This is a genomic window from Flavonifractor hominis, from assembly GCF_040095835.1.
Taxonomy (GTDB): domain Bacteria; phylum Bacillota; class Clostridia; order Oscillospirales; family Oscillospiraceae; genus Flavonifractor; species Flavonifractor hominis.
Map to the genome: position 1 here is coordinate 689,098 of NZ_JBBMFT010000001.1, position 20,950 is coordinate 710,047.

Sequence of the window (20,950 nt, forward strand, 5' to 3'; positions counted from 1 at the left end):
CCGGTCCACTCGGTTTCCTTTCCTTCGCTCCATATATTACTATATTCCTATATGAATTGCAATATTTATTTTAAAAAAACGCGGAGCTTTCGCTCCGCGTCTTTTGATTTAATTCAGGAAGTCCTTCAGCTTCTTGCTGCGGCTGGGGTGGCGCAGTTTGCGCAGGGCCTTGGCCTCGATCTGGCGAATACGCTCGCGGGTCACATTGAACTCCTTGCCCACCTCTTCCAGCGTACGGGTGCGGCCGTCCTCGATGCCAAAGCGCAGCTTGAGCACCTTCTCCTCCCTGGGGGTCAGCGTGCTCAGCACGTCCACCAGCTGCTCCTTGAGCAGGGTGAAGCTGGCAGCCTCAGAAGGCTCTGAGGCGTCCTCATCGGGAATAAAGTCACCCAGATGGGAGTCCTCTTCCTCACCAATGGGGGTCTCCAGGCTCACCGGCTCCTGGGCGATTTTCAGGATCTCCCGCACCTTATCCACCGGCATGTTCATCTCCTCGGCGATCTCCTCCGGCGTGGGATCATGGCCCAGCTCCTGCAGCAGCTGCCGGGAAACCCGGATGACCTTGTTGATGGTCTCCACCATGTGTACCGGGATACGGATGGTACGGGCCTGATCGGCGATGGCGCGGGTGATGGCCTGCCGGATCCACCAGGTGGCGTAGGTGGAGAATTTATAGCCCTTGGTGTAGTCAAACTTCTCCACGGCTTTGATGAGGCCCAGGTTGCCCTCCTGGATCAGGTCCAGGAACAGCATGCCGCGGCCCACATACCGCTTGGCAATGGAGACCACCAGACGCAGGTTGGCCTCGGCCAGGCGCTGCTTGGCCGCTTCGCCCCGCTTGATCTGACGGCGGATCTCCCGCTCCTCCTCAGGGGTAAGGGTGACCTCTTCTCCCTTCTTCCGGGCCTGCTCGATCTCCCTCATCTGTTCCTTGGCCGCGTCGCCGGCCCCCATGTCCTGGGCCAGCTGAACCTCCTCATCGGGGGTCAGGAGGTTGACCTTGCCGATCTCCTTGAGGTACATCCGCACGGGATCGTCGATGCCGAAGGAATCCACCAGGGTGTTGGGGTCCACGATCTCCTCTTCCGGCAGCTCTTCAATCTCGTTGAGCTCCTCCAGGGGAGGCATCACGTCGTCGGCCAGTTCGGGCAGATAATCGTCGCCCACCGTGTCGATGCCCAGGTTTTCCAGAGTATCATAGATCTTGTCCATCTGTTCGCTTTCCAGATCCATGTTCTCCAGCACGTCCATCAGCTCACTGGCCGAAAGCTTGCCGTTTTTCTTGCCCCGCTCGATCAACTCCGCCAGCTTTTCCGCGCCCTGTACGCCTTCGACAACTTTCATGACCTCGATCTTGCCCTGCTCCATCTTCTTGGCGTTGTCGCGGGCCAGCTTGCTCTGATCCTCCAAGGTCAGGGTGAGCACTTTTTTGCCGGTGGTTTTCTTTTCACTCATGCGGTCGTCCTCCATAGCCTTTTTTCTCTCTGAATTTCTCCTGCGCCGCCAGCAGTGGGTCCTGTGCACCATTCCCGCCCCGCTTGATGGCCTCGGTCTCAATGATCTCTATGTAATCCCGGAGCGCCTGGCCGCTGTTGGCCAATGCCTCCGGTTGGTCCAAAATACCTGCCAGATGACTCATCTCTTCCGGCGTCAGCTCGCCAGCCAGAGCAGCCAATTGGGTTGAACGCCCCGCCCGGTGCCGCTGGCATAGCAGCGTATAGGCTTTCGCCAGCACCGGGGAGGAAAACTGCTCCGGCCCCAAACCTGCCACCTGGCTGAACAACTCCGGCTCCAACAGCAACAGCCGCAACACCCCCTCCTCCGCCCGTGCGGAACGCAGGTTGGTGTAGCGCAGCTCCCGCTCCCTGGGCTGCAGCTGGATGGCGGGGGTCAGCTCCTTACGGGTCTGCTGCTTTCTGGCCTGCCATGTCCGGTTTTTCCGGAAACGCTCCACCTCACGGGCCATGGCGTCTCCCGAAATTCCTGCGGCCGCAGCCGCCTTGTTTCCATAAATCTCACGCTCGATGGGACTTTGCAAGGCAGCCACTACCTCCACCGCGTCCCGCAAAAAAGCAAGCCGTCCCTCTTCATCCGCCAGATTGTGCTTTTGCAGCAGCGTCTCCAGCCGGTAGTCATTCTGCCCTGCGCTGCCATTGAGACACTTCTCAAAGGCGGCCGGGCCAAAGCGTTTTACAAAATCGTCCGGGTCCTGCTTGATGGGCTTGCCCTCGGCGTCGTAGGCGTTGGGCAGCTGAAGCACCCGCACGTTCAGATTGGCGTTTTTCAAAATGTGGAGCACCCGGTCGGTGGATTGCTTACCGGCGGCGTCGTTGTCGTAGCAGAGCACCAGTTCCTTGGTATAGCGGGCCAGGATGCGGGCGTGCTCCTCCGTGAGGGCGGTGCCCATGGTGGCCACCACGTTGTCAAACCCCGCCTGGTGCAGAGTGATAACGTCGATGTTGCCCTCCACCAGCACCAGATTGGGGCGCTTGGTGGCCTTGGCAAAGTTAAGTGCATACACCAGCCGCCCCTTGTGGAACACCACCGTCTCCGGGGTGTTGAGGTACTTGGCCCCCTCCTCCCCCGGCAGAATGCGGCTGGTAAAGCCCACCACATCCCCCCGCACATCGATGACGGGAAGCATAAGGCGGGAGCGGAACTTGTCGTAGATGCCGCCGTTCTTTCCCGCCACGGCCAGTCCGGCGTCAATGAGCTCCATCTTGCTGAAGCCCTCGGCCGTCAATGCCCGGGTCAGGGTGTCCCACTGGTCGGGGGCGGCTCCCAGGCCGAAGCGGGTGGCGGTGCGGGGCGCGATGCGCCGCTGGGCAATGTACTCCTGCACCCGCCTGCCCCCGGGACTTTTGAGATAGTCGTGATAGAACCGGGCGGCCCGCCGGTTGGCCTCCAGCGCCCGGGCCCGTTTTTTCCGCCCGGCGTCGTCCACACCGGCGTCCGGCACCTCAAGCCCGGCCCGCTGGGCCAGTACACGCACCGCGTCGGGAAAGGGCAGGTGTTCCATCTCCATCACAAAGGAGATCACCCCGCCCCCCTTTCCGCAGCCGAAGCAGTGATAGATCTGCTTATCCGGAGAGACGGAAAAGGACGGCGTCTTTTCATTGTGGAAGGGACACAGGCCCCAAAGGTTGTTCCCCTTCCGGGTCAGGTGGACGTAGGAGGACACCACATCCGCAATATCGCTGCGGGCCACCAGCTCGTCAATAAATTGTTCCGGGATCGGCAAGCCGCGTCCTCCTTCCGACTAGTTTTGCCGCAGTCAACTCTCCTCATACCCCTTTGTCATTTCACACTCCAGGATTTTGGGATAAAAAGCTCCTGGAAGCGCTCCACGGCGTAGATATCGGTCATGCCTGCGATATAATCGCACACGGCCCGCTCTACCCCCTCCTCTATCCGGATGGCCTGATATTCCGGCGGGAGCTTGTCCGGATCCTTCACATAGGCCTCAAAGAGGCGGCGGAGCATATCCTGGGCCTTACCCTCTTCTCCCTTTGCCACCGGGTTGCGGTAAACATATTCAAACATAAAGGACCGCAGTTCATTCATGGCATCCCGGCAGGCGGGCGACTGGGCAATGACCGGCTTTCCCACGCTGGCGGCAATGATATCCACCGTCAGCGTGTTGATTCGCTCCGAGTGGGTAAAACCAAGGGTCTGGGAGATAGAAATGGGGATATCCATGGGATAAATGATTTTTCCACGAATCGCGTCGTCGATATCGTGATTGATGTAGGCGATCTTGTCGGCCAGGCGCAGCAGCTGGCCTTCCAGCGTCTCGGCCTGGTCCGGCCCGGTGTGGCAGAGGATGCCCCTCCGGACCTCATAGCACAGGTTGAGCCCCTCGCCCTCCTTCTCCAGCCGGTCCACTACCCGCAGCGACTGCTGGTTGTGGGCAAAGCCGCCGGGCATGATCTCGTCCAGCACCCGCTCTCCGGCATGGCCGAAGGGGGTGTGCCCCAGATCGTGGCCGTAGGCCGCCGCTTCGGCCAGGTCCTCGTTGAGCCGCAGGCCCCGGGCAATGGTCCGCGCGATGCGGCTGACCTCGATGGTATGGGTCATGCGGGTGCGGTAATGGTCCCCTTCCGGCTCCAGAAAGACCTGGGTCTTGTGCTTGAGCCGCCGGAAGGCCTTGGAGTGGACGATGCGGTCGATGTCCCGCTGAAAACAGGTCCGCACCGGACAGGGCTCCAGCGGGACTGCCCTGCCTTTGGACTGGGAGGACTGGCAGGCAAAGGGAGACAGCATCTCCCGTTCCAGCGCTTCGGTCTGCTCTCTGGGTGTCAAGGGCAACCACCTACCTCTCTGGAACTATATACGCCATTGCTAGGCAAAACCCTTCTTTTTTCGCGAAAGATTCACGATTTGTTCATATTATCCAAGAGGAACGGCCTGAAAAGACTCCCCCAAAAGCAAAGGCTCCAGCGCGCCGGCGGTAAGTTCGGTGAGCCGGGCGGAAAATCCATCCACCGCCTCCTCAGGCAACAGGGCATGGACGGTCACGTCGGCGGCGTACTCCACCTCGCCCAGCACGCCTCCCTTGGCCTCCACTTCCAGCTTGATGCGCTCAAAAAAGGAATAGGGGCAGGGTACCGCTACCTCTACCCACCGACGCACTACCGAAATTCCCGCTGCGTCCAGGGCGTCCTTGGCGCTTTGGGTATAGGCCCGCACCAGCCCGCCGGCCCCCAGCAGGATCCCGCCGAAGTACCGGGTCACCACGCAGCAGACGTTGGTGACCTGCTCCCGCTGAAACACGTTGAGCATGGGCTGTCCCGCGGTGCCCTGGGGCTCCCCGTCATCGGAGTAGCGCTCCACGCCGCCGTCCTTGATGCGGTAGCACCAGCAGTTGTGCCGGGCGTCGTAGTATTTCTTTTTCATGGCCTCGATATGAGCGCGGGCCTCCTCCTCGCTCTCCACCGGCCAGACGTGGCCGATGAAGCGGGAGCGCTTCTCCACAAACTCCGTCTCGGAGGCCGCCGTGGGGATGAGATATTCCGTCACTGTGCTTCCCACTCCCTTCTCGTGATGGCAAAGTAATGGGCCAGCCGGGTCTCGTTCAACTGGGCCACCGGCTCTGTCCGGGAGAGGCGGTAGGTCATCCCACACTTGAGCATCACCCGCTTGGACTTGCGGTTGCCATCGTAATAGGCGGCCCACAGAGCCTGGTAATCCAGCTGCGTAAAAGCGTGGCGGATAATGGCCCGCACCGCCTCGGGGATCAGCCCCTGGCCCCAGCAGTCCCGGGCCAGGGAATAACCGATCTCCTCGCTGGGAGTGCCCAGCTCGGTGCGGTGCCGGTCCACAAAGCCCGCCGAGCCGATGAGCCGTCCATCGGCCCGGCGCACCACCGCCAGGGTATCGGAGGGGAGAAAAATGGTCCGGATGACCTCCCGGCTCTCTTCCACACTCTCGTGGGGCTTCCATCCCGCCGGGGGACCCACCTCCGGATGGCTGGCGTAGGCATAGAGCGCCTGCGCGTCGTCCTCCGTGAAGGGGCGCAGGATCAGGCGCTCGGTCTCCAGTGTCTGCATGGCGTTGCCCTCCCTTATCGATCTATTATGGCAATTCAGTCTTCCCAGAACTCCTTGGGCGGCGTCCAGCCGGACACCACATACTCCTTCAGCCGGCCCAGCTGCACGGGGGTGCACACAGCCTCCACCTCGATACATGCGCCATAGTCCACCCGCTCCACCTTGGCCTGGCGGTGGAGCAGATCCACCAGCCCGCCCTGGTCGTAGGGGATGTGCAGCACCACCCGGCAGGCCCCGGTATCCAGCCGCTCCCCGATCTTCCGGAGCAGCTCGTCCAGTCCCTGGCCGGTCTTGGCCGAAATGGAGACAATATCCGCCCCGTGGGGGATGATGTCCCCGGTGTATTTGTCCGATTTGTTGAACACCTCGATGCGTGGGGTCTGCTCCGCCCCCAGCTCCACGATGAGCTGGTCCACCACCTGGGCCTGCTCCCGCCACAGGGGATTGGACGCATCGATGACGTGCAGCAGCAGATCGGCATAGCTCAGCTCTTCCAGCGTAGCCTTAAAGGCCTCCACCAGGTGATGGGGCAGCTTGCGGATGAAACCTACCGTGTCGCTGAGCAGCACCGTACAGGTGTCCGAGATCTCCAGGGTACGGGTGGTGGTATCCAGGGTGTCGAACAGCCGGTTGTTGGCCGGGATATCGGCCCCCGTCAGCTTGTTGAGCAGAGTGGACTTGCCCGCATTGGTATAGCCCACAATGGCCACCACCGGCACCTCGTTCTTCTCCCGGCGCTGGCGCTGAGTGGCGCGCACCCGGCGCACCTGCTCCAGCTCCTCCCGGAGCTTCTGGATCTTGCGGCGGATGTGCCGCCGGTCAGTCTCCAGCTGGGTCTCACCGGGGCCGCGGGTGCCAATGGCGCCCTCCTGCCGCTCCAGGTGGGTCCACATGCCCAGCAGCCGGGGCAGCAGATACTGGTACTGGGCCAGCTCCACCTGCAGCCGTCCCTCCCGTGTGCGGGCCCGCTGGGCGAAGATGTCCAGGATCAGGGCCGCCCGGTCCAGCACCTGCACACCCAGATCCTCCGAGAGTACCCGTTGCTGAGAGGGAGAGAGGGGGTTGTCCACGATGACCATATCCGCCCCCATGGCGTCCACCAGCTGCTTTACCTCGGCCACTTTGCCCTCGCCGATGAAGGTGCGGGGATCGGGGGCGTCCTTGTTCTGGAACACCACGCCCACGCACTCCCCGCCGGCAGTCTCCAACAGGTCCGCCAGTTCCTCCATGGATGCCTCATCGGCGTTTTCCTCGTCGGACAGGCAGCGGGCATTCAGCCCCACCAGCACCGCCCGGTTGATGATCGTTGCCTTTTTCTCTTCTGTCATGCATTCCTCCGCGCCGGGCCTCCCCCGGCGTCATACCTTTTTTAGCACTTGCTCGATCTCACCGATGAAAATACGGTGGTAATCCCGCTCCGGATACCATTTCGCATCCAGCTCCGGGTCCAGAAAATGGGTGGGGTCCATGTCCTGCCAGTAGGCCTTGCGGCACACCAGCACCAGCTCGGCTTCCGCAAAATAAGGAGCGCCGTTTTCCGTCTCCACCGTAAAGCTGCATTCCTTTATCTTGTCGATCTCCCGGCCGCTCTTGGTGCCGCACAGGGTCAGAGCCTTCCGGTACTCCTCCCCGAAGAAGGACAAAGTGAACCGCTCCTCCCGCTCCACAAATTCCAGTGTATAGCGTTGGGGGCGGATATAGACAGTGGCCACCGGCTTGCCCCACAGCACGCCCAGTCCGCCCCAGCTGGCAGTCATGGTGTTGCAGCAGTCTTTGGTCCCGGCGGTGATGAGCATCCACTGCGTACCGATCCGGGAAAATACATTGCCCTCCAGCGTCTTTGGTTCGATTTTCTCAAACATGGTCACGCCCTCCTTTTCTCTGCCCACACAGTATATGCAGCCGTTATGAAAAAGAGCCCGTACCGAAACCGGTACAGGCTCTCAAAAACCAACTTACTTGTCCAGGCCGAACTTCTTGTTGAAGCGGCTGACACGTCCGCCAGTATCCACCATCTTCTGCTTACCAGTGAAGAAGGGGTGACACTTGGAACAAACTTCCACGCGGATGTCCTTCTTGGTAGAACCGGTCTCGATCACATTACCGCAGGCACACTTAATGGTAGTCTGCTCGTAGTTGGGATGGATGCCTTCCTTCATGTTGTGTTCACCTCTTTCTCGTTCCGGATGAAGCGGCGCAGCAAACCTCCACGCCTTATAAACGCTAGAATATGATAGCACAAAAGAATACAGATTGCAACAGTTTTTTAAAAAGTTTTCTTTTTCAGAGTTCCACCGCCTGGTCCAGGGCAAAGAACCACAATACCCGGCGGACCACCGGTTTCCCGGTGATCTCCTCCAGCGCCCGGCTGTAGGCCTCCAGCTGGGGGCGGTATTCCTCCGCCCGGGTCCGGACGCTCTGGCGGGTCACCCGGTCGGTTTTGAAGTCCACCACTGTGATCCCCTCCAGGGTCTCGAAATAGCAGTCCACCACGCCTTGCAGCAGCACCTGTTCCTGTGTGCCGGCCCCGGGGTAGTAATCCCGTGCAGGCACCAGGATGGAAAATTTGAACTCCCGGCGCAGAGAGGTGGAGGCCATCAGCTCCTGCCCGATGGGCGAGGCAAAAAAGGCCGCGATGCGCTCAGGCTCCACCGCCTCTCCCTGCTGGGGCGTCAGGAACGCCTGCTCCACCAGCCGTGCAATCTCCCCGGACACCTGTTCCCGGGTGGCGGCGCGCTCAAAGTCCAGATACTGCATCACCAGGTGGAGGGCCGTGCCCTTCTGGGCCGGAGTGAGGCCAAACTCCTCCGCGGCGAACCGGGGCCGGCCAAAGCGCAGAGGCCTGGACGCCGTCGTATCCTCGGCCACCTCCTCATCCAGCGCCCGGCCCTTGAGCTGGGTGGCAGTGAGCTTGGAGGGCAGTTCCACCTCATTGGCATAGGGGTAGCGCCAGCGCAGGCGCTCCAGCACCTCGTCCGGATTGAGGCTTGCCGCCTCTTCCGCCTGTCTCCGCTCCTCCGCCGCCTGCCGGGGCGGCTGCCGGAACTGCGCGCCGGGCACAAAGCGGATGTCCCACGCCGGGCCAAAGTCCGCCGTAGGGATGGGGACCGGTACGCCGGCGGCCCGGCGCAGCGCTTCGCCGTCCGGCCGGGCCAGGGCGGGCAGCAGCACCCACTGTCCCACGCTCTGGCAGGCCAGCAGCACCTGGGGGTCCACCGGACAGCTTCCGTCGGGGGCCAGCTTCTCCAGATCCCCCGCCCCGCCGGTGAGTGCCACGGAGAGGATCAGCTTCTCCTTGGCCCGGGTCATGGCCACATATAAAAGCCGCAGTTCCTCGGCCATCATCTCCAGCTCCAGCTGCCGGGCCACCGCCCGGCGGGCCAGGGTGGGATACTCCACCCCACGCTCCAGATCCAGCCGCTTGGGCCCCACCCCCAGCTTAGGGTGGAAGAGGATGGGCCGGGTCATGTCCTCCCGGTTGAGCCGGCGTGCCAGTCCGCACAGAAAGACCACCGGGAACTCCAGGCCCTTGGACTTGTGGATGCTCATGATGCGCACCCCGTTCCCCTCCCGGCCGGGGGCGGGCAGCAGCAGCTTACCGCCGTTCTCCCGCAGGCGGGCCAGGTAGGAGAGAAAGCCGAAAAGTCCCTTGTGCCCCGCCTCCTCGAACCGGCGGGCCAGCTCCGCCAGGGTGAGCAGGTTGCCCTGACGGCTCTCTCCCTCGCCCATGGCGCCGAATACCCCCAACAGGTTGGTGCGGTCGTAGATGTGCCAGATCAGCGCATGGCAGCTCTTGTCCCCCGCCATATCCCGCAGCTGCGCCAGCTCGGCCAGAAATGCGCGGCTGTCCTCCCCCGGGTCGGCGGCCAGGGCGGCATAGAAATCCGTATCCGGGCTGCCTGCCCGGATCTGGGCCAGCCGGTCGGCGGTAAAGCCGTACACCGGCGAGCGCAGCACCGACAGCAGCGGCACATCCTGCCGGGGGTTGTCCACGATCTGCAGCAGGGACAGGGCCACACACACCTCCGTGGCGTCAAAGAAATCCCCGCCCCCCTCCGCCTCCCAGGGCAGATCCAGCTCTCCCAGGGCGCGGGCGTAGTGGTGGAGCACCGTGTTGGGGGAGCGTAGGAGGATCACGATATCAGCCGGCCGCACCGGCCGTTCTCCCCCCTCCCCGTCGGAAAGGGGAAAGCCCTCGTCCACCAGCGCCCGGATACGCCCGGCCACAAAGCGGGCCTCCAGCAGGTCGCGGGCGGTCTTCTCCCCCTCGTCTTCCTCCACGCTGGCATCCAGCGCATCCAGCTCTACGGCGTAGCGCGGGTCGGGCTGGAAGGGCGCACCGGGGTAAAGGGCCTCGTCCGCCGTATAATCCATCTCACCGAAGGTGGTGGACATGATGTTGCGGAAAAGGAAGTTGGCCCCCTCCAGCACCTCCGGCCTGGAACGGAAGTTCTTGGAGAGGATGATGCGCCGCTCCTCCCCCTTTGCGGCCTCGGTATAGGGCTGAAACGAGCGGTATTTGCCCAGAAAGATGGTGGGGTCGGCCAGACGGAAGCGGTAGATGGACTGCTTCACATCCCCCACCATGAAGAGATTGGTCCCGTCCCGGGACAGGGCGGAGAAAATGGCGTTCTGCACCTCGTTGGTGTCCTGGTACTCGTCCACCATGATCTCCTCATACCGGGCCGACCACTGCCGGGCCAGCTTGGTGGGGCGGCCGTCCTCCCCCACCAACAGGCGCACCGCCATATGTTCCAGATCGGAAAAGTCCAGCAGGCTGCGCCGCTTTTTCTCCGCGGCATAGGCCGCCTCAAAGTCCTTCACCAGGGCAAACAGCCCCCGCACCGCCGGGCGGACGGCCCGTAGATCATCCAGCAGGTCCGCCCCCGTGTCTTCAAACCACTCCTCCAGCTTCTCCAGACGCTTTTTGCAGGCGCTGCGGATGGCCTTCACCCGCTCGGCCGCCTCGGGACAGTCCACGATCTTCTTGCGCCCCGCCGCCGGGAAGGGAATGGGCAGGGCGGAGCGGGCCGCGTCCCACCCCGTCCGGGTCCCTGCGGCAAAGGTACGCAGGGCGGCCAGGGTGTCCCGGAGGCTGGATACGTAATTTGCCTCCAGGTTGCTGTCGCAGGCACACAGCTCCAGGGCCTGCTCCATCCGGGCGATCCAGTAGCCGGCCTGGGCCTCCGCGTCGGAGAGCAGCAGGCGTCCCCAGGGCGTATCCCCCGCATCATCCACTCCCTCCAGGGCAAAGGCCCGCTCCTGCTCGTCCAGCCAGGCCTCCGGATCGGGGTGGGCCTGTACCCGGCCCCGGATGTCCAGTACGATCTGCACCAGGCGCTGATCGTCCCGCCCGGCGGCCATGGTGTCGACCAGGCTGGCAAAGTCGCTCCCCTCCGCGATGTCCTCATACCGGCGCTCCAGTACGTCGTTGAGGGCCCGCTGCATGAGGATGCCCGCCTCTCCCTCATCACATAGCCGAAAATCCCCGTCGATGTCCAGCAGATGGCCGCACTCCCGCAGCAGCTGGGCGCAGAAGGCGTGCACCGTGGAGATCTGGGCCTGATAGACCAGCGTGGACTGGCGGCGCAGGTGGGCGTCCGTGGGGTGCTGGGCCAGACGCCGGGACAGCTCCTCCACAATGCGCCCCCGCAGTTCCGCGGCTGCAGCCTTGGTATAGGTGATGATGAGGAAGCGGTCCACATCCAGCCCCTCCCCCTCGATGCGGGCCAGCAGCCGTTCCACCAGCACCCGGGTCTTGCCCGAGCCGGCGGCGGCGGACACCAGCAGCCCGCCGCCCCGGTTGTCCACCACGGCCTGTTGTTCGCTTGTCAGGGAAAAGGCCATATCGATCGCTCCTTACTGATTCTCCCACTTGCGGGCGTGGTCCTCGTTCCAGATGGACGCGTCGCCGATGCCCACTTCCTCATAGCGGTAGACCGGGTTTTTCCCGGCCCGGCGCTGCTTCTGATAGTCGCCCAGCACCTTGAGGGCCTTTCCGCCCAGCAGCAAAATGGACACCAGGTTGACCAGGGCCATCAGCCCCATGAGCACGTCGGCCAGGTCCCAGACCATGGAAAAGCTCATCTGCGCGCCGATGAAGATGGCGGCCACGCACGTCACGCGGAAGATCACAAGCCCCCGCTTGGAATCTCGGATGAACTTGAAGTTGGACTCGGTGTAATAGTAGTTGCCCACCAGCGAGCTGAAGGCAAACAGGAAGATGGACACGGTGATAAACAGGGGGCCGAAAGCGCCCACCTGATTGTGCACCGCCGCCTGTACAAAGTTCATGCCCTCGGCATAGGCGTCGATGGGCACACCGGAGAGCAGCAGCATAAAGGCGGTGGTGGAGCAGATGAGAATGGTGTCGATAAACACCGAGAGCATCTGCACCAGCCCCTGCTTGACCGGGTGAGACACATCGGCGGCCGCGGCGGCGTTGGGGGCGGAGCCCATGCCCGCCTCGTTGGAGTAGAGCCCCCGCTTAATGCCCTGCATAACGCAGGATGCACCGATGCCGGCAAACATGGCTTTGGGATCAAAGGCCTGGGAGACGATCATGGAGATCATATAGGGCACCTGGCCGATGTTTTTCAGGGTGATGAACAGTCCCAGGGCAATATAGATGGCCGCCATGACTGGCACGATGGCCGAGGTGATGGCGCTGATACGCTGCACCCCGCCGAAGATACACACCCCCGTGAGGGCGGCCAGCACCGCGCCCACTACCGCCGGCCAGATGCTTTCAGAATAGCCGGGCAGATAGTATTGCAGGGCCGAACCGGCATTATAGGCCTGCAGGGCGTTGAACCCGTAGGCAAAGCAGGCGATGAGCAGCACGGCGAACACCACGCCCCATGTCCGGCTGCCCAGGGCCTTCTGGATATAGTAGGCGGGACCGCCCACCCAGTTCTCCCCGTGCTTTTCCTTGTAGCACTGGGCCAGCGTGCTCTCCACAAAGGCGGAGGCCGCGCCGATGAGGGCCAGCAGCCACATCCAGAACACCGCACCGTAGCCTCCGATAAGGGTGGCGGCGATGATGGCGTTGGCCACCCCGGCAATATTGCCGGTACCCACCCGGGAGGCGGTGGAGATCATCAGTGCCTGGAAGGAGGAGATGTCCTTACCGTCCTTCTTCTTTTCCCCCAGCACCCGCAGCGCCTCGGGAAAGAGGCGAAACTGCACGCCCCTGGAGCGGATGGTAAAGTAGACCCCGGTGAAGATCAAAAGCGCAATGAGAATATAGGTGTATAAAAAGTTGCTGATATGGCTCAGCAGCCCGCCAAACAAATCCATTCCGTTCAAATTCCTTTCTCTCACATCATTCTGTCTCGTCGGCCACCGCTTCCCAGAAGGCCTCGCCCCGCAGCGGGGGCAGCCAGCGGCGGCGATCGCCCCCGCGCCCCTCCTCAAAATGGCAGGCGGAGGCATAGTCGCACCACTGGCACGCGTTGTGCTCCGGCCCGCGCCAGAAGGGATCGGCGGCGATGTTGCCCTCGGCCAGTTCCTGGCTGATCTGCTCCAGGATGTGCCGGGTGTGCCGGGCCAGCTTGCCCAGCCGTTCGGCGGATACCAGGGCCTCGCCGGTAATGGTCCCCGCCCGGTTCACACGGACCGGCAGGAAGCGGATGCCCCCTTCCCCCGGCTCCTCCATGGCGGAGAGGACCTCCGGCTCGTCCAGTATCACGCCCCGCCGGCGCAGTTCGGCGTCCACCTTCCTGCGCCGCTCGGCCTCGGTCATGGCCCGGCTGCCCGCCACCACCGCGTCCCGCGCCGGCAGGTAGAGCACACCGGCGGGCACGATCTCCCGGCCGTACAGCTCCTGTCCCTGGTCGGCCAGCGTAAAGAGGTAGAGCAGCATTTGCAGCCCCATGCCGTTCCAGATATCGGTCAGGTCAAAGGACTTGCGCCCGGTCTTGTAATCCACCACCCGCAGGTAGAGCCGCCCGTCGTTTTCCCAGCCGTCCACCCGGTCCACAAAGCCGGAGATGCTGACGGTCATACCGTCCATGCTCAGCTCCACCGGGGGCAGCTGCTTACCCGTGCCGAAGCCCAGCTCGAACGAGATGGGCTGGAAGTGGGAGGTGCGCAGCTCCTCGGCCACGTTGTCCACCACGGCGTACACCGACTTCAGCAGCCGCTGGAAGAGGTAGCGGAAGCGGGCAGTCTCCTGCTCCATTCCGCCCAGCTCCTGCTCCACGTAGCGCTCCACCGCCTCCCGGGTCAGCTGCCGCAGCTGCTCGGGCTCCACAGCCTTGACGCCGCCCAGCTGCTGGCAGGCCCGCAGCACCTGCTCCAGCACATAGTGCACGAAGGTGCCGTATTCCGGGGCCTGAAACCCCGCCGCCTTCCGGGCCTGGGCCTTGAGGCCGTACTGCATGAAATAGGAGAAGTGGCAGGCCTTGTACTTATCCATGCGGGAGGCCGACATGGGCACCCGCCGGCCATAGAGGACGTCCACCGCCGGGCGGCTCAGCCGCCCGCGGGTCAGATGGGCCGCCTGGACCATCCGCTCCACCAGGGGGGCGTAGTCCGGCATCTGCCGCAGGGCCTGTCCCGCCGCGGGATAGCGCCCGGCCAGCTCCAGCGCCGGCCGGGGGGCCGACAGGCGGAACGAGCCGTCCAGCCGGTCCTCCCGCACCCGGGCGGCTTTGGGGAACAGCGTCTCCAGCCGGGAAATCAGGAAGGAGGGGCGGCGCTCCTCGCCCTCCGGCCCTGCCGCAGCCCAGCTCACATAGAAGCGCCGCCGGGGCAGCGCGCAGGTCTCATAGACGATGGTCATCTCCCGATAGAGCTTGTCGGTGCGGCTGGGGGCCAGCTCCAACCCGTAAGAGGCCAGCAGGCTGCGGTCGTCGTCGTTGAGCAGGCCGGGCGCGGGCGAAGCCTGGGGGATGGCCCCGTCGTCCGCCCCCAGCAGGAACACCACGGGACAGGGCCGGTGGGCCAGCCGCGGCATCTCTCCGGCGTTCACCCGGTCCAGAGACACCGGGATGGAGCCCACGTCGTACTGGGAGAGCACCAGGGCAAAGAGCTTGGAGAACTCCTCCAGCTCCATGGGCGTCTCCCCCAGGATCTGGGCGCACTGCTCCAGTCCGCCGCAGAGGATCTCCCACAGCTGGGTGTACTCCTCGGCCAGGGCGGCCTGCCCCTCCCGGCGCAGGGTTTCGGCCCGGCCGGCCAGGCGTTCGGGCACCCCAACCGTCTCCAGAAAGCGGTAGAGGGCCACCGCCTGCCCCCGCCCTGTCTGCTCCGGGTTCTTCCGCAAAGCCTCCAGCGGCCCGGCCACCTGGCGCCGCAGGGCGTTGAGCCGCTCCAGCAGAGCGGTGTCCGCCGGGGTAAAGCTCTGCCCATAGCCTTTGGGGTGGCCCATCCAGTCCTTACGGGCCGTCCATGCATTCCCCTCCAGGTTCCACTTGAGCACATAGTTCTCCAGCAGGTCCACGTCCTCCTGCTCCAGATCCGTCAATCCGGTCTTGAGATAGCGGAACACATCCTCATACCGATACCCTCCCGCAGCCGCCTCCAGCGCCGACGTGATGAGCGCCAGCACCGGCTTTTGCAGGATATCACTCATGCGGCTGAGGAACACCGGCACACCGTAGCGGGCAAAGATGCTCTCCATCAGCACGCCGTAGGTGTCCAGGCTGCGGGCACACACAGCGATGTCCCGGAAACGGTACCCCTCCTCCCGCACCAGGCGGAGGATCTCCGCGGCCGTCCACTCCACCTCGGAGTAGGGCGTGTGGGCGCTGAAGAGGGTGATCTCCTCCGCCGCCTCCGGATAGGGCGCGGGAGCAGGGGCAAAGAGCTGCGCCTCCAGATGGACCAGCGCAGGGGTGCCAGGCGCTGCCGGCGTCTCGCAAACGTGCACCTGGCTGCCCGTTCCCTGCTCCCGGGCCAGACGGAGCAGCTGCCCGGCGGTCCGCCGGGCGGGGGCGAAGATGTCCGTCTCCCCGCTGCCCGCCTCCAGCCCGTCGCAGGTCAAAGCCACCGTGACCGAGCGGGCCGTGCGCAGCAGCGCGGCGATGACCTGCCGCTCCTGGGGGGTAAAGTCGGTAAAGGCGTCGATCCAGATGTCACGGTCCCTGGCCCAGCCCTGCTCCGAGAGCATCCGGGCCAGCCGGGTCAGCCGATCCCGGGGGTCGGTCCAGTGCTGGGCGGCCAGGGCCTCATACGCCCCATAGATGAGGGAGAGATCGGCCAGCTTGTCCCCTTCGCCTCCTCCGGTCTCCGTCCCCGCGTTCCACAGCTCCTCCGGCGTGACGCGGCAGCTCTTCAGCTCGTCCACCGTGGCCAGCAGCCCTGTCAGGAAGGCCGGCCGGCGGGAAGGCCGCCGGTATACCTTCAGCTGTCCGGACACCGCCCGCAGCGCGCTGCACAGCAGCAGCAGCCGGCCGCCCGGGTCCAGGGTGGGCTCGGCCAGTCCGCCGCAGACCGAGCTCACCCGGTTATAAAGCCGGGTGAAGGAGAGGACCTCGGCATACAGGGAGACCCCGTTGCCTCCCACCGCGCAGAGTCTGCGTTCCATCTCATGGGAATGCTGTTCCGGCACAATGAGCACCTGGGGCCGTTGATTCCCGGTGGCAGCGATCTGCTCCAGCAGGGTATGGGTCTTGCCCGTTCCCGCCCGGCCCAGCAGCAAATGGAGCATGCCGCTCCCCTCCTTTCATCTGAGCAATGGACTTTATTTTATGCTGTTTTCCCCTATTCGTCAACCAAAGAAACCAAAGAAAGGGACCGTTCCGGATGGAACGGTCCCTTCCTGTGTCATGATTGAAAAAATACCTCAATATCACCCATGCTGTTGGTCAGCTCCAGCTGGTTCGCCCCGCCGGAGCGCTCGCTGTGCCCCGGCTGTACCTCCCCGTCCAGGCGGAACTCACCCATGGAGACGTCGATCTCCCACTCGTACTCCTCCCTGGAGCCAAGCGTAGTAAGGGACAGATCGCCCATGGACAGCTCACACTCCGTCTGCCCCAAGAAGGCCCCGTCCAGCGTCACATTCCCCATGCTGTTGCTCACCTGCAGGGAGCGCTGGGTGGAACACTCCTTCGCCGTAAGGGCGCCCATACCGAGGGTGAGGTCCATCTCTTCGGCCGCCACTGCGCTGAGGGTCACATCTCCCATGCCGCTGTCCACGGTGAGCCTGTCCACCGGCACCTCATCCACCTCCACCTGACCCATGTCCGTGTGGAGGTCCGCCCGCTCCAGCCGCTCCCCCTCAGGCAGGGAAATGGTGACAACGGCCTGCTCACCGGAGGACACAAGCTCCATCTCACTCACACTGCCGGTCAGACGCAGCGTGTCCCCGTCGCTCTCACAGTCCAGCCCGGCGGTCCACGCGCCTTCACAGCTGACGCGGTAGTCCTCCCCGTACACGATCCGCACACTTCCAAGGGAGAGATCTACATCCAATCGGGAAAACGGATCCACGCTGTTTTCCCATATCCCGCTCTCCATCGTGGAATCAGAATAGGAGTAGGACACATCCGTCTCGATCCCCTGATTGTCCCAGTGCAGGTCCAGACTGGTCCTGGCTCCCAGCGCAAAGCCCGTCAGAGCCAGCAACCCACCTGACAGGACCAGGAACACCCCGGCCCCCAGGCATACCTTGGACGGCAGATTCATGCCCTTGCCTCCTTTCTATGCAGCCAGCGGCCCAGTGCGGCCGTCAGCCCGCGCAGGCACAGCCCTCCCAGCAGAAACCCGCCCGCGATCAGCAGCAGGCCCACTCCGCTGGCCAGCAGGCCCATTCCACAGAAAAACATCACGGTAGGCAGCCCCGCGGTAAACAGCACGGAAATGCCCGCGCAGGCGGTAACGATCCCCATGCCGATCAGGGCTACCCCGCCGACCACCACGCCGATTACCAGGCCAGCCACCAGGATCACCGCCAGAGCGGCCAACGCCAGCACCACCAGCAGCAGCGGGATGGCCACCGGCGCGGCGCAGACGGCCAGCAGCACTTTCCACAGGCCTCCTCCCTGCCGGGAGACCGGTTTGGCAAAGGGGTCGGATTCCTGCGGTGCGCTCTTCGCCCGCTGTTCCCCCAGCACACGACTCACCAACTCTGCCGGAGTGCCCAGCTCTGCAATGACCCGCTGCTCCCCATCCGCGCCCGCCTCATCAAAATACTCCTCATAATAGGCCAGCATGTGTTCCAGCTCTTCCGCCGGGACCCGCCCGGTGAGCAGGGCACGCAACTGCTCCAGATACTCTTTCCGCGTCATGTCTACGGTCCCCCTCCTTTGTGTCTGGAGCCATCATAGCACATCTTCCTGAATCCGTAATTCTAAAAACCATTAAATTTCCATGAAAATAAAAATTGCGGTAATTACTTCCGACTGCGGAACATCCTGTTTTTGTCCGCTTTGGGGTTGTAAAAAAACAAATTTTGATATATTATGTACGGTGCGAAATTTGGATAAAGGATATAAGGTGAACTTCCATGAGCCTTCGTATTGGCATCGATATCGGCTCCACCACCGTCAAGGTCGTGGTGCTGGACGAACAGAATCAGCTGCTGTTCCGCTCCTATGAGCGGCACTACTCCAAGGCCCGGGAACGGGCTGCCGAGACCCTGCGCTCCATTCAGGACCGGCTGTCCGGCCAGCAGGTGCGCATCACCATCACCGGCTCCGCCGGACTGGGCGTGGCCAAGGCGGCGGACATCGACTTCGTGCAGGAGGTATATGCCACCGCTGCCGCCGTCAATCAGTACATACCGGACACCGACGCGGTCATTGAGCTGGGCGGTGAGGACGCCAAGATCATCTTCTTCGGCGGCGCGCTGGAGGAGCGGATGAACGGCTCCTGCGCCGGCGGCACGGGCGCCTTTATCGACCAGATGGCCACTTTGATGAATGTCTCGGTGGATGAGCTGGACGCGCTCTCCCTTAAACACGAGAAGATCTACCCCATCGCCTCCCGCTGCGGCGTGTTTGCCAAGAGCGACATCCAGCCCATCCTGAACCAGGGCGGGCGGAAGGAGGACGTGGCGGCCTCTATTTTCCAGGCAGTGGTGGATCAGACGGTGGGCGGTCTGACCCAGGGCCGGGAACTCAAGGGCAAGATCGTCTTTCTGGGCGGTCCGCTCCACTTCCTCATGGGCCTGCGCCAGCGCTTCGTGGAAACCCTGAAGCTGGACGAGGCACACGCCATTTTCCCGGAGGACGGAGACTGCTTTGCCGGTATCGGCGCGGCTCTGTGTGCCTCCGACTATGCCGAGCAGTCCTTTGACGAGCTCCTTGAGCGGCTGGAAAAGAGCGTAGACAACGTAGGTCTTGTGGACACCCTGCCTCCTCTTTTTGAAGACCAGGCCGATTATGACGCCTTTACCGCCCGGCACAACGCCATGCACCCCCCTGTGGCGGACATCCACACCTATACCGGCGACGCCTGGCTGGGCATTGACGCCGGCTCCACCACCACTAAGGTGGCGCTCATCACCGCCGACGGCGGACTGCTGTACACCTATTACCACTCCAACCAGGGTAACCCCGTGGCCGTGGTACTGGAACAGCTCCGGGAGATCTACAAGCTGTGCGGCGACCGGATCACCATCAAGGGGGCGGCGGTCACCGGCTACGGTGAGGAGCTGGTGAAAAACGCCTTTTCCTGCGATCTGGGCCTGGTGGAAACCGTGGCTCACTACAACGCCGCGGCTCACTTCAACCCCGACGTGGATTTTATCATTGACATCGGCGGTCAGGACATGAAATGCTTCAAGATCCGCAACGGCGCGGTGGACTCCATCATGCTCAACGAGGCCTGCTCCTCCGGCTGCGGCTCTTTTATTGAGACCTTTGCCAAGGCCCTGGGCTACACCATCGCCGACTTTGCCAAGCTGGGCCTGTTCGCCCCCCATCCGGTGAACCTGGGCTCCCGCTGCACCGTATTCATGAACTCCTCGGTCAAGCAGGCCCAGAAGGATGGCGCCAGCGTGGAGGACATCTCCGCGGGCCTGTCCATCTCCATCGTGAAAAACGCCATCTACAAGGTCATCCGTGCCGCCAACGCCGATGATCTGGGTCAGCACATCGTGGTCCAGGGCGGCACCTTCCACAACGACGCGGTGCTTCGCTCCTTCGAGCTGGAGCTGGGACGCAACGTGACCCGCCCCACCATCTCGGGCATTATGGGCGCCTTCGGCGCGGCCCTGGCCGCCCGGGACCTGCATCTGGAGAAGAGCAGCCTTCTCTCCGCCCAGGCGCTGGAGTCCTTCTCCCACACCGCCAAGCCCGCCACGTGCAACCTGTGCACCAATCACTGTTCCCTCACCGTCAACACCTTTGACGGCGGGCGGCGGTTCATCTCGGGCAACCGGTGCTCCCGCCCCTTGGGCAAACCCAAGGTGGAAAACCCGGACCTCATGAGCTACAAGTATAAAAAGCTCCGCGCTCTGGAGGGCAAGGGCAGCGGCAACGGCATACGGGGCAGGATCGGCATTCCCTTCGGCCTGAACATGTATGAGAATCTGCCCTTCTGGTTTGAATTCTTCACCCGCCTCAACTTTGAGGTGGTCCTCTCCCCCGAATCCTCCCGCAAACTCTACCTGAAGGGCCAGCACACCATCCCCTCCGACACGGTGTGCTATCCCGCCAAGCTGCTCCACGGCCACGTGGAGGCCCTGGCGGAGGAGGGTGTGGATGCCATCTGGTACCCCTGCATGTCCTACAACAACGACGAGGGCATCGGCGACAACCACTATAACTGCCCGGTGGTGGCCTATTACCCCGAACTGCTGGCCGCCAATGTACCTGCGCTGAAGAACACCAAATTCCTGGATCCCTATGTGGGCCTGTGGCGGCACAAGGATTTTGGCAAACGGGCCGCTCAGCTGATGGAGGAACACTTCTCCATCCCCAAGCGGGAGACGGAGGCCGCGGTGAAGGCCGCCTATGCCGCCTACGACGCCTACGTTCATGACGTGCGGGAGACCGGCAAGCAGTACATCGAATATGCCCGGACCCACGACATGCCCATCATTGTGGTCTGCGGCCGCCCCTACCACATCGACCCGGAGATCAACCACGGTATCAACGACCTGATCACCAGCTTCGGCTTTGTGCTGGTCACCGAGGACGCGCTGAGCTATCTGGAGGGCTACGCCCCCCGGAAGGTGCTCAACCAGTGGACCTTCCAGAGCCGGATGTACAACGCCGCCCGGTATGTCTGCACCCAGCCTGACATGCAGGTGGTGCAGCTGGTAAGCTTCGGCTGCGGCACCGACGCCATCACCACCGATGAGCTGCGGGACATTCTGGAAAAGGGCGGCAAGCTCTATACCCAGCTGAAGATCGACGACATCAGCAACCTGGGCGCCGTCACCATCCGCATCCGCTCCCTGATGGCGGCCATGGACGCCCGCAAGCGCTCGGGCCAGTAAGCGCGCCATC

14 protein-coding genes are annotated in these 20,950 nt (G+C 63.3%); 1 reads left to right on the forward strand and 13 read right to left on the reverse strand.

The features are described from left to right. Positions 1–108: 108 nt before the first annotated feature. The 13 genes from rpoD to WMO45_RS03580 form a co-directional block, all read right to left on the reverse strand. Entirely contained in the window at positions 109–1,455 is a 1,347-nt protein-coding gene (rpoD, locus tag WMO45_RS03520) for an RNA polymerase sigma factor RpoD (RefSeq protein WP_349139247.1), read from the reverse strand. Next, complete coding sequence (gene dnaG, locus WMO45_RS03525; RefSeq protein ID WP_349139248.1) at positions 1,448–3,241, reverse strand: DNA primase; 1,794 nt, start codon at positions 3,239–3,241, stop codon at positions 1,448–1,450. The genes rpoD and dnaG overlap by 8 nt, the downstream gene beginning before the upstream one ends. Before the next feature lie 56 nt (positions 3,242–3,297). Beyond that, on the reverse strand, positions 3,298–4,302 hold the full coding sequence (locus tag WMO45_RS03530; RefSeq protein ID WP_349139249.1) for a deoxyguanosinetriphosphate triphosphohydrolase: 1,005 nt from the start codon (positions 4,300–4,302) through the stop codon (positions 3,298–3,300). A gap of 87 nt (positions 4,303–4,389) precedes the next feature. Further along, positions 4,390–5,019, reverse strand: a complete 630-nt coding sequence (locus tag WMO45_RS03535) for a YigZ family protein (protein ID WP_349139250.1) — start codon at positions 5,017–5,019, stop codon at positions 4,390–4,392. Then, positions 5,016–5,549 carry a GNAT family N-acetyltransferase gene (locus tag WMO45_RS03540; RefSeq protein WP_349139251.1) on the reverse strand — a complete coding sequence of 178 codons (534 nt, stop codon included), beginning with the start codon at positions 5,547–5,549 and terminating at the stop codon, positions 5,016–5,018. The genes WMO45_RS03535 and WMO45_RS03540 overlap by 4 nt, the downstream gene beginning before the upstream one ends. Positions 5,550–5,584: 35 nt before the next feature. Continuing rightward, positions 5,585–6,877, reverse strand: a complete 1,293-nt coding sequence (gene hflX, locus WMO45_RS03545) for a GTPase HflX (RefSeq protein ID WP_349139252.1) — start codon at positions 6,875–6,877, stop codon at positions 5,585–5,587. Between the two features lie 30 nt (positions 6,878–6,907). Beyond that, a complete protein-coding gene (locus WMO45_RS03550; protein ID WP_349139253.1) occupies positions 6,908–7,411 on the reverse strand; it encodes a flavin reductase family protein in 504 nt (167 codons plus the stop codon). Positions 7,412–7,504: 93 nt separating this feature from the next. Next, positions 7,505–7,708, reverse strand: coding sequence for a 50S ribosomal protein L31 (gene rpmE / locus WMO45_RS03555; RefSeq protein ID WP_087328273.1), 204 nt, complete (start codon positions 7,706–7,708; stop codon positions 7,505–7,507). Positions 7,709–7,832: 124 nt separating this feature from the next. Continuing rightward, positions 7,833–11,396 carry a helicase-exonuclease AddAB subunit AddA gene (addA, locus tag WMO45_RS03560; RefSeq protein WP_349139254.1) on the reverse strand — a complete coding sequence of 1,188 codons (3,564 nt, stop codon included), beginning with the start codon at positions 11,394–11,396 and terminating at the stop codon, positions 7,833–7,835. 12 nt (positions 11,397–11,408) lie between these two features. Continuing rightward, positions 11,409–12,848, reverse strand: coding sequence for an alanine/glycine:cation symporter family protein (locus WMO45_RS03565; protein ID WP_349139255.1), 1,440 nt, complete (start codon positions 12,846–12,848; stop codon positions 11,409–11,411). A gap of 25 nt (positions 12,849–12,873) precedes the next feature. Continuing rightward, entirely contained in the window at positions 12,874–16,203 is a 3,330-nt protein-coding gene (locus WMO45_RS03570; protein WP_349139256.1) for a PD-(D/E)XK nuclease family protein, read from the reverse strand. Between the two features lie 116 nt (positions 16,204–16,319). Then, positions 16,320–17,180, reverse strand: coding sequence for a DUF4097 family beta strand repeat-containing protein (locus WMO45_RS03575; protein WP_349139257.1), 861 nt, complete (start codon positions 17,178–17,180; stop codon positions 16,320–16,322). Next, positions 17,177–17,782 (reverse strand): DUF1700 domain-containing protein, encoded by a 606-nt coding sequence (locus tag WMO45_RS03580; protein ID WP_349139258.1) that lies wholly within the window; start codon positions 17,780–17,782, stop codon positions 17,177–17,179. Before WMO45_RS03580 ends, WMO45_RS03575 begins: the two co-directional genes overlap by 4 nt. A gap of 218 nt (positions 17,783–18,000) precedes the next feature. Between WMO45_RS03580 and WMO45_RS03585 the strand changes: the two genes are divergently transcribed. Next, positions 18,001–20,940, forward strand: coding sequence for an acyl-CoA dehydratase activase (locus tag WMO45_RS03585; protein WP_349139259.1), 2,940 nt, complete (start codon positions 18,001–18,003; stop codon positions 20,938–20,940). Positions 20,941–20,950: the final 10 nt, after the last annotated feature.